Annotated in this window: 12 protein-coding genes; 1 reads left to right on the top strand and 11 read right to left on the bottom strand. The window is 42.2% G+C overall.

The genetic code is table 11. From position 1 onward, the window contains the following. Positions 1–364: 364 nt before the first annotated feature. The 11 genes from hemZ to LI126_RS02070 form a co-directional block, all read right to left on the bottom strand. Positions 365–1,777, bottom strand: coding sequence for a coproporphyrinogen dehydrogenase HemZ (gene hemZ / locus LI126_RS02020; protein ID WP_227164733.1), 1,413 nt, complete (start codon positions 1,775–1,777; stop codon positions 365–367). Further along, positions 1,774–2,394: an MBL fold metallo-hydrolase gene (locus tag LI126_RS02025; RefSeq protein ID WP_117570025.1), complete on the bottom strand. Its 621-nt coding sequence runs from the start codon at positions 2,392–2,394 to the stop codon at positions 1,774–1,776. Before LI126_RS02025 ends, hemZ begins: the two co-directional genes overlap by 4 nt. Positions 2,395–2,407: 13 nt before the next feature. Beyond that, a complete protein-coding gene (locus LI126_RS02030; RefSeq protein WP_055167171.1) occupies positions 2,408–4,711 on the bottom strand; it encodes a RelA/SpoT family protein in 2,304 nt (767 codons plus the stop codon). A gap of 223 nt (positions 4,712–4,934) precedes the next feature. Then, positions 4,935–6,659: a single-stranded-DNA-specific exonuclease RecJ gene (gene recJ / locus LI126_RS02035; RefSeq protein ID WP_227164734.1), complete on the bottom strand. Its 1,725-nt coding sequence runs from the start codon at positions 6,657–6,659 to the stop codon at positions 4,935–4,937. 141 nt (positions 6,660–6,800) lie between these two features. After that, entirely contained in the window at positions 6,801–9,209 is a 2,409-nt protein-coding gene (gene secD / locus LI126_RS02040; protein WP_227164735.1) for a protein translocase subunit SecD, read from the bottom strand. A gap of 36 nt (positions 9,210–9,245) precedes the next feature. Continuing rightward, on the bottom strand, positions 9,246–10,646 hold the full coding sequence (gene scfB, locus LI126_RS02045) for a thioether cross-link-forming SCIFF peptide maturase (protein WP_227164736.1): 1,401 nt from the start codon (positions 10,644–10,646) through the stop codon (positions 9,246–9,248). Positions 10,647–10,870: 224 nt separating this feature from the next. Then, on the bottom strand, positions 10,871–11,014 hold the full coding sequence (scfA, locus tag LI126_RS02050) for a six-cysteine ranthipeptide SCIFF (protein WP_015528090.1): 144 nt from the start codon (positions 11,012–11,014) through the stop codon (positions 10,871–10,873). Positions 11,015–11,111: 97 nt separating this feature from the next. Then, positions 11,112–11,492 carry a TIGR04086 family membrane protein gene (locus tag LI126_RS02055; protein ID WP_227164737.1) on the bottom strand — a complete coding sequence of 127 codons (381 nt, stop codon included), beginning with the start codon at positions 11,490–11,492 and terminating at the stop codon, positions 11,112–11,114. Positions 11,493–11,568: 76 nt separating this feature from the next. Further along, positions 11,569–12,111 carry a stage V sporulation T C-terminal domain-containing protein gene (locus tag LI126_RS02060; RefSeq protein ID WP_227164738.1) on the bottom strand — a complete coding sequence of 181 codons (543 nt, stop codon included), beginning with the start codon at positions 12,109–12,111 and terminating at the stop codon, positions 11,569–11,571. 177 nt (positions 12,112–12,288) lie between these two features. After that, positions 12,289–13,452 (bottom strand): RNA-guided endonuclease InsQ/TnpB family protein, encoded by a 1,164-nt coding sequence (locus LI126_RS02065; RefSeq protein ID WP_055147501.1) that lies wholly within the window; start codon positions 13,450–13,452, stop codon positions 12,289–12,291. Continuing rightward, entirely contained in the window at positions 13,400–14,059 is a 660-nt protein-coding gene (locus tag LI126_RS02070) for an IS607 family transposase (protein WP_055147504.1), read from the bottom strand. Before LI126_RS02070 ends, LI126_RS02065 begins: the two co-directional genes overlap by 53 nt. 285 nt (positions 14,060–14,344) lie before the next feature. On the opposite strand from LI126_RS02070, the gene LI126_RS02075 reads away from it, so the two are divergent. After that, on the top strand, positions 14,345–15,277 hold the full coding sequence (locus LI126_RS02075) for a D-2-hydroxyacid dehydrogenase (protein ID WP_227164739.1): 933 nt from the start codon (positions 14,345–14,347) through the stop codon (positions 15,275–15,277). Positions 15,278–15,413 lie beyond the last annotated feature (136 nt).

The raw sequence follows: 15,413 nt of genomic DNA on the forward strand, positions 1-15,413 counted from the left end.
TGTTCCTTTATTCGGATAGATATCTGATAATTCTAATACCTCTATGTCAGAATCAATCTGCAAAAAATTTTGAAACCATCTAATATCACTTTTCGTTCCCATTAATCGTATCTTTAACATCTGCTGTTTCCTCCTAACGCTGTACATGTCATTTTTCCTCCTCCTTTCGCAAGTTTTAAACAATAACAGAAAAAAAGACGAACTCATTTAACATAATGAATTCGTCTTTCAAGGTAAGGTTATTAGGTTTTCTTGTACGTCATATAGTAAATTGGGTATTATTTAGCACTGATTTTCACAGATTTTTGAACTAATTTAATGTACAAATAATGTACCAGCCTTTTTAGGGAGATATTTTTCATTTTCAATCCTTCTCAAAAAGTGCTTTTTTTCGTTCAATCATCTCATCAATTCTAGCGATATATTGCTTGATATCCTTGACATTCTCGCATCTTTCGATATGATAACCATCCGGTAGATTCCATACACGTTTGGTGGATGCTCCGGCCCCACAAGCAAGGATGGCCTGTTTCTCTTCCATGATCAAAATGTTATACACCCCAGCCTTGTCCTGCTCTGCATATCCAACATTCTCGAAGTTTCCGGCAATGTTCTTCTGGCGATACAGGTAATATGGCACAAGTCCCATGCGTTCTGCTGACGCTGCTGCCGCCTCGACCATCTGTGTGATCTCAGTCCCCGGATCCATCGTTCTTCCTTCCTGACCGAACTTCGCAGCACGTTTGATCGCGAGTGCGTGTACTGTCAGGCTGTCCGGGTGAAGCTTCTCGATCTTCTCAAGTGTATCCTGCATATCTGCCGCATCTTCTCCTGGAAGTCCGGCGATCAGATCCATATTGATATTATCGAATCCAAGCTCACGTGCGAGGTTGAAGATTTGTTCTACATCTTCTACCGTATGTTTTCTTCCGACAAGATCCAGTGTCTTCTGCTGCATTGTCTGTGGGTTGACAGAGATGCGGGTTACAGGATATTTGCGAATCACTTCGAGCTTTTCTCGTGTGATACTGTCCGGTCTTCCGGCTTCAACTGTAAACTCAAGCACATGCTCCAGGTCAAAATTCTCCCGGATCGTTCCAAGCAAACGGTCAAGCTGGTCTGCCTCGAGTGTTGTCGGTGTTCCGCCGCCGATATATACGGTATCCAGCGTCTTTCCCTGCATCAGCTTTGCCGTAGCCTTCAATTCTTTGATCATTGCGTCAAGGTAACGATCGACCTGATCTTTCCACTCAGCGATTGGTGAAGAGCTGAATGAGCAGTAGGAGCAGATGCTTGGACAGAATGGAATTCCTGCATACAGGCTATAGCCATTCTTGCAGTCCAACTGATCAAGAAGTGCCTTTTCACGGCATGCAATCTCATACGCAATCTGTGCTTTTTTATCGCCAACACAATATTGTTCTTTTAGAAATCCAAAGATTTCTTCTTTTGTCATTCCCTGCTCGATTTTCTGCATTACAAGCTTTGTCGGACGGACTCCTGTCAGCATTCCCCAGGCAAGTTCCTGTCCTGTCTGCTTTGAGAGAAACTGATAGACTTTCTTCGTTACATCGCGTTTCTCTTCCTGCACATCTTCTGTCTGCACGCATTCTTCCGGTGCAAGGGAAAAGCAAGTCCCTTCCGGCAAATGTATCTTCACCAGTGGTTCTTGCTTCTCATCTACTGTCTGCACGATATCCTCTTTTGGATAAAATGCTTTTGTGACATGGTATACGTTATAAGTAAATTTGTTCTTCTTACTTTCTATCTTTATCATATGAATGGATTATGCTCCTTCTCAAACTGAACTGATGTCTCTTCCATATGTCCCGGATAGATCTTTGTATCATCCGGAAGTATCATGATCTTCTCCTGTACAGAGCGGACCAGCTGGCTGCTGCTTCCTGTCGGTAGGTCTGTTCTTCCGATGGAAGCACAGAACAGCGTATCTCCACTAAACAATCTATGTTCTTTTGGTAGGTAATAGCAGCATCCTCCTACGGTATGTCCCGGTGTATGAAGTACATCAACTTCAATTCCTGCGCATTCGATCACCTGACCGTCTCTTACAGGCTGTGCTCCGTGGAATGCGTATTTCGGTCCGTACATACAAGAAACATTCAGGCGGTCATCCTCGATCACCGGAAGTTCGTCTTCGCCTGCGTAAACAGGCACAGGAAAGGCTTTGAGGAAATCATCGATTCCCATGATGTGGTCGAAATGCCCGTGTGTCAGAAACAATGCTTTCATTTCTAGTCCATTGTTTTTGATATAATTGACATATTCCTGCGGACATTCTGCCATATCCACTGCAAAACATTCCTTCGTCTCTTCATTGGTTACAATATAGCAATTCGTTCCAATAGACCCAAGTACAATACTTTCAACCTTCATTCGTTTTCCTCCATCAGCCTGTTGTTCTCTCAATATCAATTACATTTTCAATCTGTCTGAGCTTTCCGATCACACGGTTCAATTCTTCTCTTCCGTGTACAACAAATCCCATCTCCATTGTCGCCGTACCCTTCTTGCTCGTCCGGGTATTCATGGACTTCACGTCAATCTTCTCTTCAGTAAATACCTTTGATACATCCAGCAGAAGTCCTCTTCTGTCGTCTGCAAATATCTTCAGTTCTGCAAGATACTGACCGCCTTCTTCGAGATCATTATCCTCCCATTCTGCTGTGATCAGACGGGATCTCTCCACATCAGAAAGATTGATGATATTGATACAATCTGTTCTGTGGATCGACATTCCGCGCCCTCTTGTTACAAAACCGACAATCTCATCTCCCGGCACCGGATTACAGCACTTTGAGAAGCGTACTGCCATATCATTGATTCCCTTAACTACGATTCCGCTCTTTGATTTGGCAATGTGTACTCTCTGTTTATTCGCTTCTGAGATCTTCTCCAAAATATTCTCATCCGTGATCTCTTTCTTATGCTCTTTCTCGTACTCTTCCAGCAGGCGGTTCACAACCTGACCTTCTTTCAGTCCACCGTGTCCGATTGCTGCAAGTACTGCATCCCAGTCACGGAATCCGTACTTTTTCTGAACGATCTGCTGATACTTCGGTTTGATGATATCCGGCAGATTGATGCCCTTGCTCTTACAGTAGGCACTGATCAGATCCTTTCCGCGGATAATATTATCTTCTTTGTATTCCTTCTTAAACCATGAATTAATCTTGCTCTTTGCCTGTGTGCTCTTGACGATATTCAGCCAGTCACGGCTCGGTCCCTTGGAATTCTGAGATGTAAGGATCTCGATTCGGTCTCCGTTCTGAATCTTATAATCAATGTTCACAAGCTTGCCATTCACTCTGGCGCCAACCATCTTATTGCCAACTGCACTGTGGATCGCATAGGCGAAGTCAACCGGTGTGGAGCCATTCGGAAGGTTCTTCACATCCCCGTTCGGTGTGAAGCAATATACATCTTCCTGGAACAGATCCAGGTCACCTTTCAGCAGGCTTAAGAACTCACGGTTATCAGACATGTCTCTCTGCCATTCCAGGATCTGACGCAGCCAGTTCAACTTCTCTTCCTGTGTGTTCAGTCCTTTCGTGTTGCTTCCGCCTGTCTCTTTATATTTCCAGTGTGCTGCGATACCATATTCCGCTGTCTTATGCATCTCTTCTGTACGAATCTGGATCTCGAACGGCTGTCCGGAAGGTCCGATCAGCGTTGTATGCAGAGACTGGTACATATTCGCCTTCGGCATAGCAATATAATCCTTGAAACGTCCCGGAATCGGCGTATACATCTCATGGATCACACCAAGTGCTGCGTAACAGTCTTTCACTGAATCTACGATAATGCGGACAGCGAACAGGTCATACACCTGATCAAGTGTCTTGTTCTGATTCACCATCTTCTTATAAATACTGAAGAAATGTTTTACACGTCCGTATACTTTCGCTTCAATATCAGCATTCTTCATATGCTTTGATACTTCAGCAACGATCTGTTGCACAAATTCTTCACGTTCCGTCTTACGTGCATTCAGATCATGAACCAGCTGATTATAAACTTCCGGCTGATAATATTTCAGAGAAAGGTCATCGAGTTCTGTCTTGATCTTTGAAATACCGAGACGCTGGGCGATTGGAGCGTAGATATCCATCGTTTCTCTTGATTTTTCTTTCTGCTTGGCCGGTGTCATAAACTCCATCGTACGCATGTTGTGCAGACGGTCTGCCAGTTTCACGATAATAACACGGATATCCTTCGCCATCGCAAGGAACATCTTTCTCAGGTTCTCTGCCTGGGCCTCCAGCTTGTCCTTGGAATAGTTCAACTGTCCCAGCTTGGTAACGCCGTCTACAAGAAGTGCCACCTCTTCACCAAACTCTGCTGAGATCTCATCGAGTGTCATTGTCGTATCTTCTACCACGTCATGAAGCATTCCAGCCACGATCGTTTCTTTGTCCATCTCGAGATCTGCAAGTATGATTGCCACCCAGAGTGGATGGATGATATAAGGTTCTCCGGATTTACGGAACTGATTCTTATGCGCTTCTTTGCCTATCTGATAGGCCTTCTCGATCATCGTAATATCTGCAGAAGGATGATACTTACGCACACGAGCTATTAAGGCCTGATATAACTCCTCCGGATCCTGATAATCCTCTGGTGCTTTTACTGCATGCCCGTCCACTATCTCCAGATTTTTATTCAGATCTTCATATTCCCGAGTGCCTGCCATATCATCTTCCCCCTTCATTCATCCTGTGTTCTGTTCAGATCCAACTTCCAAAATGCTTCGTATTTCGTCAGTATGGCATATCCGACAAATGCATTTTAGACACAAAACGCCTTAGTTCTGAACAATTAATATGATTTAGTATATCACTATTTTTTCCTTTTTCAAATAAGAACTTCCCATTCTTCTTCATTTTAAGCAATTTGTACGGTTTTTTCGATATTATCTACTGATAATTGACAATTGTAAGTTGAATTGTTCTTCGTCCCATGTACTCATTGATGGATGGATAGTATGTAAAAGACATAGTCTGCTTCTTTTCCATCTGCCGCAGACAGTCTTCCACTTCTCCGAAATAAACCGCTTCCATCTGATTTCCCTGCTGGTCCTCCAGTCTGCATTTCAGCACATTCCGGTTCTTTCCGAAGATTCTTGGCTGGATCACACGCAGTTTACTTTCTGCAAATAACGGTTTCCCATTGCCTTTTCCAAAAGGCTCCAATATCTTAAGCTCATGGATCAGCTCTTCATTAATATATGGAAATGGAAGCCGCATATCGATCGACACCTTCATCTGCAGATCCTCTTCTGTCAGATCCGCCAGTTCATTGATCCGTTTCCGGAAAACTTCGACCTTTTCCTCTTCCAGAGAAAGTCCTGCTGCCAGCTTATGCCCTCCAAACTTCGTAAATAATTCCCTGCAGCGACTCATTTCCGCAAACATATCATAGGCTTCGATCGACCGTCCGGAACCTTTCACTCCTGTCTCTCCCTTTGTCAGTACAAAGGTCGGACGATAATAACGTTCCTTGATCCTCCCCGCAATAATTCCGGCGATACTTTCGTGACACTCTGGAAGATACACGACCAGCACCTGGTCGTCCTTCCAGGAACTTGATTCAATCTGCCGGACAGCTTCTTCTACACCTTCTTCGGTCATTTCTTTCCGGCTGTCATTTAATTCTTTCAGATCTGCTGCCATTGTCACTGCCTCTCTCCGGTTCGATGCATTAAGGAGTTCCAGTGCACGCTTGGCTGTATCCAGTCTTCCGCCGGCATTGATGCACGGTCCGATCACAAATCCGATATGATAAGTATTCAGGTTCGCTGTATCTACCCCTGTACATTGCATCAATGCGTGAAGCCCTTCATTCTTCGTTGTCTTCAGAAGCTCAAGTCCCTTTTTCACAAAGACACGATTCTCTCCAACCAGATCCATCACATCACCAATCGTGGCAATCGCAACATTTTCCATCAGGCTTTCCTGCAGATGCTCTACCTCCTGCTCTGACTTTCCAGACACTCTGTACAAAACCTCAACTAGCTTATACGCCACAGCTGCGCCGCACAGCCCTTTAAATGGATATTCACAGTCTGCTCTGTGCGGATCGACCACTGCATCCGCCGGTGGCAGGAGATACTTTTTCTCCCCATTTTCTTCCAGATACGGAACTTCATGGTGATCTGTCACAACGATCGTCATCCCATTTTCTTTTCCGTAAGCGATCTCGTTCATTGCCGCAATTCCATTATCGCAGGTGATGATCGTGTCTACATCATCCTCCAGTGCACGGTCGATCAGCATCTGATTCAATCCATATCCGTCTTTGATCCTGTCTGGAATATCCGTATCGACATCTGCCCCAAGTCCTGCAAGCCCCTGTTGCAAAATATACGTTGCATTGACTCCATCAATATCATAATCACCGATCACACGGATTTTCTTTCCTTCTTCTATTTTCTCCTTAAGAATATCTACTGCACGATCCATATCTTTCATCAGTAAGCCGTCATACAGATCCTCCACTGTTCCATTCAGATAAAAATCAATTGCTTCATCTCCGATCACATCACGGTTTCTCATCAGTCGTGCAATGATCGGGGAGATCTGATATTTCTCTGCTATTCCATTAAAATCCGCCTTTTTCATTGCGACGAACCATTTCTCCATCCAAACACCCTCCCAGTCTGTCAGTATCATATTTTCTTATTATAGCAAAAATCTGCCGTATCGAAAATCATTTTTCATTTCCGATACGACAGATTTTATTTCTGCGTTTATTCATCCTGTTTCCAGGCTGCTATTTATTTCTTAGCGTTTTTTGCTCTTTTTGTTCTTGAAAGAAGTCTTCTTTCCTTTTTTCTTCCTGGAGCTGTCGTCTGCAGATGTATCTGCTGCGTTACTCTCTGTGGAAGTAGTGCCTTCTTTCTTGTCTGCTGCTTTTACAGAAACTGTCTTTGTGCCGGAAGCTGCTCTCGCAGCCTTCGCTTCCTCACCAAGTCTTGTCTTCATCACATACCACAGTGCACCTGTGATACATACGGATGTATATCCACCGCAGATGATACCTACCATCAGAGGTGCAGCGAATTCCTTAATGGAGCTTACACCAAGGATATACAGAGCAACGACCATGACAAATGTTGTAAAGTTTGTATAAATCGTTCTTGTCAGTGTCTGAGTAATACAGCGGTTTACAAGATCCTTCAGATCTTCTGTACGGCTCTTTGTTGCCAGCGCCTCACGGATACGGTCAAAGATAACGATCGTACCGTTGATAGAATATCCAACGATTGTCAGCATACATGCGATAAATGTATTTCCAACAGATACTCTTGCGATCACATAGAATCCAAGAACTACAAGTACGTCATGCATCAGTGCGATAACAGCACTTGTTGCGAAACGAATATCTTTGAAACGGAACCAGATGTAAAGCAGCATACAGATTGTAGCAATGATCACAGCTATAACAGCATCTCTTCTCATCTCGGAACTTACTGTTGAGCTGATATTCTCTGTAGCGATATCAGATACCTCTACCCCGTAGTTCTCATTCAGATAAGAAGCAAGTGCTTCACGTTTCTCAAGATCAAGTGTCTGTGTCTTGAAGACTACCTGATTGCTGTCTTTTACTGTCTGAACCTGAATATTCTTATCTCCTGTGATCTCTTCCAGGCTTGGGATCATCTGGCTGTCGATCTCTTCGAGAGTATATTCTTTATCAAATGTTACATTTGTTGAAGTACCACCTACGAAATCAAGGCTGTAGTTCATCGCACCGATTCCTCTTGCATGGTTCACGCCCATCATGACCGGTCCGGCCAGGCAAAGGATGATGGAAACAATGAAGAAGATTTTTTTCTTTCCAAGGAAATCAACCGGTTTACGTTCTTTCAGATGTCTTCCGTATACTTTCTCATTGCGGATGCCTGCTCCATAGAATGCAAAGATGATCAGTCTTGTGATCACGAGTGCTGTAAACATGGATACGACGATACCCAGTGCAAGTGTCTGGGCGAATCCCTTTACAGTACCACTTCCGCGAAGCCACAGCACACCGGCTGCGATCAGTGTTGTAATATTTCCGTCAACGATTGCAGACATCGCTTTTTGGAATCCCGATTTCAGAGAAGCGTGTACGCTCTTTCCTGCTGTCAGCTCTTCTTTCACACGGGCGAAGATGATAACGTTCGCATCTACCGCCATACCGATACCAAGGATGATACCTGCGATACCCGGAAGTGTCAGTGTGATGTCAAATGCATTCAAAAGGATTAAAATCAGTTCTGTGTAAAGGATCAGTGCAAGGCTGGATGCAAGTCCCGGAAGGAGGTATACCCAGCACATGAATACACATACGATTGCCAGACCGATGATACCTGCGATCAGACTTCCTTTCAGAGCGTCCTGTCCAAGCTGTGCTCCTACTACTTCTGAGCTAAGCTCTTCAAGTTCCAGATTCAGTCCACCGATACGGATTGTAGAAGCGATGTTATCAGCCTCTTCATAATCCATGTTTCCTGAAATCTGAGCTTTTCCATTCTCAATCACTGCATTTACGCTTGGCACGCTGATCAGAGAACCATCATAGTAAATAGCGATTGTGTCATGGTTATTGTTATAAGCTTCTTCTGTTGCTGTCTTGAACTTCTCTGCACCCTCATCTGTCAACTCAAGATCAACACCATACTTTTTATTTCCTGTTGTTGAGTCGTTGAGCACTCCGGCTGAAGCTGTCTTTACTTCTGTACCTGTCAGTACGATGGAGTCTGTATCTTTCAGTTCGTCGATTGACTTATTCAGTGTATATCCGGAAGCTGTCAGGGAATAGTTTTCATTTCCCTCACTGTCTTTATGCTTGATAAAGTACAGTGAACCCGGCTGTCCAAGTTCTTCCAGGATCTTGTTTGCGTCGCTCACACCCGGAATCTCGATACTGATACGGTTGTCTCCAACCTGATAAGCCTGTGCCTCTGTGCTGTACTGCTCCACACGTTTCTGAAGCTTGTACACGGTGTCATCCATGTCTGCCTGAGATGGCTTGTCACCTTTTACCTGATATGTAATGCTGACTCCGCCTTCCAGGTCAAGACCGAGATTGATGTTCTTCGCAGCTCCCATTCCCTTTAAATCAAGTCCAAGCACACAGGTCATACCGAAGAGTGCTGTAACTGCGATTACGAGAATGAGGCTGAGAATACTCTTACCTTTCTTCATCTCTTTCTTTCCTTTCTTGACTGCTGCTCTCTAACTTTATTGTTCTTCATCCGCCAGGGCAGCCTTTATCATGATCGCACATTCCACACGTTTTCTCTCCATCTCACAGCTCACTTCGTAAGTATCATGGATCGTATTGTGGAACTTGTAAGAATTCGCCATACAGCCACCACTGCAGTAGAATCTGGCAAAGCAGGTTCTGCAGCTTTCCTTGGAATATACGCTGCATCCACGGAATTCTTCCGCAATCTCCGGTTTTGTAATTCCCTCATCGACATTTCCCATGAGGAATTCTTCCTGTCCTACAAACTGATGACATGGGTAGAAATCTCCCCAAGGTGTCACTGCCAGATACTCTGTACCTGAACCACAGCCGGACAGACGCTTGGACACGCACGGTCCTCCTTCAAGATCGATCATGAAGTGGAAGAAATTGAATCCTCTTCCACTCTTCTCACGCTCGATCAGGAATTTTGCGAGTTTATCATATTCTTCAAAGATCTGTGGAAGATCTTCTTTCTGGATTGCATATGGTTCTGTGTCATCACCTACTACAGGCTCGATTGACATCTGCTTGAATCCAAGATCTGCGAAATGTTCTACATCCTTGGAAAAATCCAGGTTATTTCTTGTAAATGTACCTCTAATGTAGTACTTCTCCTGATTACGGCTCTCTGCCAGCTTCTGGAACTTCGGAACGATCAGATCATAGCTTCCTTTTCCGTTACGGAACGGGCGCATCTGGTCATTCACTTCTTTTCTTCCGTCAAGACTGATGACAACGTTGTCCATCTCTTTGTTCACGAACTCCTGAACTTCATCGTTCAAAAGAACTCCGTTTGTTGTAAGTGTGAAACGGAAATGCTTGTCATGAAGTTTCTCCTGCTCTCTTCCGTAAGCAACCAGGTCTTTGACAACCTGCCAGTTCATCAGCGGCTCACCACCGAAGAAGTCAACCTCAAGGTTTCTTCTTGTTCCTGAATTCGCGATCAAGAAATCAAGTGCTTTCTTACCAACCTCGTAAGACATCAAAGCCCTGCGGCCGTGGTATTCTCCCTCTTCCGCAAAGCAGTACTTACAGGCAAGGTTACAGTCATGTGCAATATGAAGACATAAAGCCTTAACAACTGTCTTACGCTGCTTTACAACGTCGATAAAGCTCTCATAAATGTCTTTTGTAAACAGACGTCCCTGTTCCGTCAGTTCTGTTACTGCCTCTAAAATATCCAGCAGATCTTTCTCGGAATATTTCTCTCCAAGCTCTTTTTTCAATGTTTCTGCTGTTTCCGGAGATTTCAATGTCTCCACTGTATGATCTTCATTCATGCGATTAAGCACTTCGATGACATCATACGCTTCCTGATCCACAACATGTACAGCTCCGCTGTTCACGTCGAGGACGATATTATATCCATTGTTCTGGTACTGATGTATCACGTGGATACCTCGCTTTCTATATGTATTTGTAAATCTATTTGTAACTGTTCAAAGCCCGGCATTTTCACAATGCAGCTCTAAGCAGATACGTCTAAAACATGCTTAAGGCAGCGATTTGCACCGCTGCCTCACCTGTAATCCTGTTGCTGTTTTTCGCATAATTGCAGGCAGTATCACCGCTCAAAGCAACTCTGCAGCAACATTATCTTCACTTTCAGGTTTTCTTATTTTGCGTTTTCGCAAGTCTGGTTTCCTACTGTACAGGATGTCTTACATGCAGACTGGCAAGATGTCTGGCACTCTCCGCATCCACCTTTTTTAACTGTGTTGTTCAGTGTCTGTGTATTCAGTGTTTTAATGTGTTTCATTTTTACTCCTCCTAACTTCGCACATATTGCTTTCGCTATTATAGCACACACAGCCAGGTTTTTAAAGTATTTTTTCACACATCTGTCTGGTTTTTCTTCATGCGACCATCCCACCAAGCATTCCACCTCCGGTACAAAGTACAAATGTCAGAAACAAATCGCCTGTCCCTGACGAAACCTCACGGTACATTCCAAATGAGATGAGCAGTAATAGAACAAAATAAACCACACCGGTTCCAAGCCCCCAGAGGAACTTCTTTTGGCCTTCCAGTTTTCCCATCACAAAACCACCGGAAAAAGTTCCTATTACATAAATGAGAATAATTCCCAGATTTACATTTTCTTCACTCAATCCTGCTTTATAAAGGAGAAGTGCAAGAATTAACAGAAACATTCCTGTGACCAGATAGGCGCAAAGTAATGCCTTCACTAAATTTTCTGCGTATATTATCCCTTTTTTTCCATGATTTTCTCTCATTTTCTTTTCCTTTCGATGCATGTCCGGTTTTCCACTGATACTATTCTATGCATCCTCCCGGAAAAATATGACACTTTTAGCTCAACTGCCTCCCAAGCAGATCTGCTGCGCCTGCCGCAAACTTCTTTTCCATTTCTCCAAAATGCTTTTTCTCATTTTTCTGCAGAAAGATTACTCCACCTGCAATATCACCTTCACTGAGAATCACACTGATTATTTCCTCGCTGTATTCACTCCTGCCTTTTGTAATTGCTACAAACTCAGCGTCACTGCTCTTTTTCAACACGGTCTTTCTTTCTTGAAACACTTCTGCCAGCTCTGCACTCAACAACATTTCCTGAAGTTCTTTCTTCCCGTTTCCTGCTGCCGCGATCACCTGATCCGTATCAGTAATACAGACTGTACAATCAAGTGTCTTCGAAAGACTATCTGCATAAATCCCTGCCAGTGTTCCTAATTCACCGATTGGAGAATATTTCTTTAAAATCACCTTTCCTTCTCTGTCTGTAAAAATTTCCAGTGGATCACCTTCACGGATCCGCAATGTCCTTCTTATTTCTTTCGGAATTACGATTCTTCCAAGATCATCTATCCTCCGGACTATCCCTGTGGCTTTCATGACACATTTCCGTTACTGAAAACTTATAAAAAGTTATAAACTTCCATGTTTCATTCCTACTTCAACGAGTATGCTTTTGATGATATAAATATCTATCTACTCACAAGTTCTTGTACTCTCCATAGGCGTAAATTCCGGACTAACGTATCCGTACATATTTGCATTAACGTTTCAGTGTTAGCTTGCAAATCGTTCTCCATAAGCCTTGAGATTTATAGATGCCTGGAAATCTCTGTCAATCATATTCCCACATTCACATCTATAAACCCTGTCAGATAACTTCAAATCTTTTTTGATGTTTCCACAGCAGCTGCAAAGCTTTGATGATGGATAAAACCGATCAGCCACAATAAGCTGGATCCCTTTATCATTGCATTTGTATTCAAGCTGTTGTCTAAACCTAAAAAATCTTTGTTCCTGTACTGCTTTGGATAAATGTCTATTTTTCATCATTCCGCTGACATTCAAATCTTCAATACAAATAAATCTTGGCTTTCGATTTACGATCTCAGATATGGTCTGATTCAAATAGTTTTTACGGATGTTTGTTAATCTGTGATTTCGTTTTAATAAAAGTTTTTCCTTTTTGATTACATTATTTGTTTTACAGTAACTTTCCCCTTTCTTATTTTTCTCGTAAGAACGAGAGATACTACGCTGTAATCTACGTTTCTGTTTTTCTAGTTTCTTTACTTTCTGACTCTTATTGATGTTCTTATACTTAACGGCATCAGAGCAGACAGCTAAGTCTTTAATTCCTAAGTCTATGCCAACTCCATCATCGTTAAGTGTTTCCTTGCAGTCAGGAAATTCTACACATACACTGATCCACCAGTTCAATCCATCAAAGGATATTCTCGGATTCATATATTTAACATCTGTTGGAATACGTCCATGTTCTGCAAGTCTTACCCAATTCTTTTTTTGCTTATTTGCTTTCCTGCTGGAAGAAAAACCTTCAAGCTTAACGTGGGTATTACTGAATTGTATCTTAACGTTGTCCTGATAGAACTTCGGCATTGATCTCTTTCTGGACTTGAATCTTGGGAATTTTTGCAAACCTTTGAAAAAGTTCTTATACGCAGTACAGGCATCTTTGATTGCCTGTTTGGTTACATTATTTGAAATATTTAATAACCATGCGTATTCATCAGAATGTCTAAGCTTTGTAAATTCTTTTCTGAGTTCTGAATCTGAAATGAACTTGCCACCCTTTTCGTAGTTTTCTTTTTCCCTGGCCAAAGCCCAGTTATAAGCAAATCTTGAAGCTCCTGCGTACTGAAACATCTTAGTTTTCTGTACGTTGTTTGGTATCAACATTACTTTTATGGCTCTTACCATCTGTTTCCTCCTGTATCAATTCCCGGATAAGTTTCTTAGCTTTGTTCGCTCGTTTTCCTTGTAATTTGCAACTGGATACTGTGATTATTTGAACCAGATCTTCAACAAGTTCCTGCTGTTCAGATTTTTCAGTATTATCAATAATCTCAATCTCACAATTATAAAGTGAAGCGATATATTCTATCAACTCAAAACCAAAGCTCAATAGCCTGTCTTTATATAAAACAACAACCTTTTCAACCTGATTTTGAGAGATTCGTCTGATCAATTCCTGAAGCCCTTTTTTCTTATAATCAATCCCAGAACCGATATCACTTATTATCTCAAACGGCTGCCCTTTTGCTAGAAGATATGTCTTGACATTATCAATCTGTCGTTCCAAATCATCTTTTTGTTTACGGCTGGAAACGCGACAATATCCAATTGTAATGCGATTTTTAGGCTTTACATTTATTACTTGGTTGAGTTGCTCATCGGAATAATATCTATAGCCACTTACTGTAGTATGATGCGGATGAAGTTTTCCATTGGCATCCCAATTTCGTAACGTCTGAGCAGATACGCCTATAATTTTTGAAAATTCATGTATAGAATAATATTTACTCAAAGTATCAACTCCTTTCAATAATATTCTACTCTAATATCTTATAAAGCTCAACACCAACTTATATGACTTTATAATTTATATTTAACTGTTAACAACCTCCATAATCAATTTTTGATTAGTATGTGGTAAAATATAAGAAATTATGTTCTTTTTGTGATAAAATGATGTAAGTGCGGAAATGCATAGCAATGGAGAAATCCGGTTACATCAGTGAGCGGCAAAATTTACTTTTGACACTCACATCATAAAATACTTAATACTGATTATGAAACAAGGAGATTTTAAATGAAAATTGTATTTTTAGATGTCAAAACAATTGGAGAAGATATTGATCTTTCTGCATATGATGAACTCGGTGAAGTTGTAAAGTACAGCTTTTCTTCATCTGAAGAAGTCCCGGCGCGTGTCACGGATGCCGATGTGATCATATTAAATAAAGTTCCGGTTAATGAGCAGACTATTGGAACTTCAAAGAATCTGAAGCTCGTCTGTGTCACAGCCACAGGCACGAACAACCTGGATAAGGAATATCTTGATTCAAAAGGAATTGCCTGGAGAAATGTTGCCGGTTATTCTACTGAGACTGTCGCACAGCACACATTTGCAATGCTTCTCTTTCTATTAGAAAAACTGCGCTATTATGATGATTATGTGAAAGAAGAGCGCTATGTAAATGATGTCTCTTTCACTCATTTTGCAGAACATTTCACAGAAATCCATGGAAAAACCTGGGGGATCATCGGTCTTGGAGCAATCGGCAGACGTGTTGCTGAGATTGCACGTGAATTTGGAGCGAAAGTCATTTACTACTCCGCCTCCGGTGCTCCGGCGCAGGAAGGTTATGAACAGGTTGACTTTGAGACATTGCTTACGCAGTCTGATATTATTTCCGTCCACGCTCCACTCAACGAGCATACAGAAGGACTGATCAACAGCAAAGCGTTTGAAAAAATGAAATCTTCCTGTATTTTCCTGAATCTCGGAAGAGGACCGATCGTCGATGAGCAGGCATTATATAATGCACTGGTCAGAAATCAGATTGCCGCAGCAGGATTAGACGTCCTTTGTGAGGAACCAATGTCCGCAGATAATCCATTGCTCAAGATCAAAGACAGTAAACGCCTGCTGATCACACCACACATTGCCTGGGCAAGCGTGGAAGCGAGAACTCATCTTATGGAAATTATCCATGAACAAGTCAAGGACTTTTTTGCTTAAGATCAATATTTTGTTTATCCCTACAATTTTTCTGTAATTTGCAATCAATATTTTTCTGTAAAGTTTAAAGAAAATAATTGTAAACTCTGGGTAAAGTGTTTTATAATAGCCATGTACGTAATTTTTTGCAAGACGT

The organism is Mediterraneibacter sp. 210702-DFI.5.30 (genome assembly GCF_020560115.1).
GTDB classification, from domain to species: domain Bacteria; phylum Bacillota; class Clostridia; order Lachnospirales; family Lachnospiraceae; genus Mediterraneibacter; species Mediterraneibacter faecis.

Bases quoted from the DNA above. Each gene is read 5' to 3' on its own strand.
- hemZ (WP_227164733.1), bottom strand. From the start codon at position 1,777: ATGATAAAGATAGAAAGTAAGAAGAACAAATTTACTTATAACGTATAC.
- LI126_RS02025 (WP_117570025.1), bottom strand. From the start codon at position 2,394: ATGAAGGTTGAAAGTATTGTACTTGGGTCTATTGGAACGAATTGCTAT.
- LI126_RS02030 (WP_055167171.1), bottom strand. From the start codon at position 4,711: ATGGCAGGCACTCGGGAATATGAAGATCTGAATAAAAATCTGGAGATA.
- recJ (WP_227164734.1), bottom strand. From the start codon at position 6,659: ATGGAGAAATGGTTCGTCGCAATGAAAAAGGCGGATTTTAATGGAATA.
- secD (WP_227164735.1), bottom strand. From the start codon at position 9,209: ATGAAGAAAGGTAAGAGTATTCTCAGCCTCATTCTCGTAATCGCAGTT.
- scfA (WP_015528090.1), bottom strand. From the start codon at position 11,014: ATGAAACACATTAAAACACTGAATACACAGACACTGAACAACACAGTT.
- LI126_RS02055 (WP_227164737.1), bottom strand. From the start codon at position 11,492: ATGAGAGAAAATCATGGAAAAAAAGGGATAATATACGCAGAAAATTTA.
- LI126_RS02060 (WP_227164738.1), bottom strand. From the start codon at position 12,111: ATGAAAGCCACAGGGATAGTCCGGAGGATAGATGATCTTGGAAGAATC.
- LI126_RS02065 (WP_055147501.1), bottom strand. From the start codon at position 13,452: ATGGTAAGAGCCATAAAAGTAATGTTGATACCAAACAACGTACAGAAA.
- LI126_RS02075 (WP_227164739.1), top strand. From the start codon at position 14,345: ATGAAAATTGTATTTTTAGATGTCAAAACAATTGGAGAAGATATTGAT.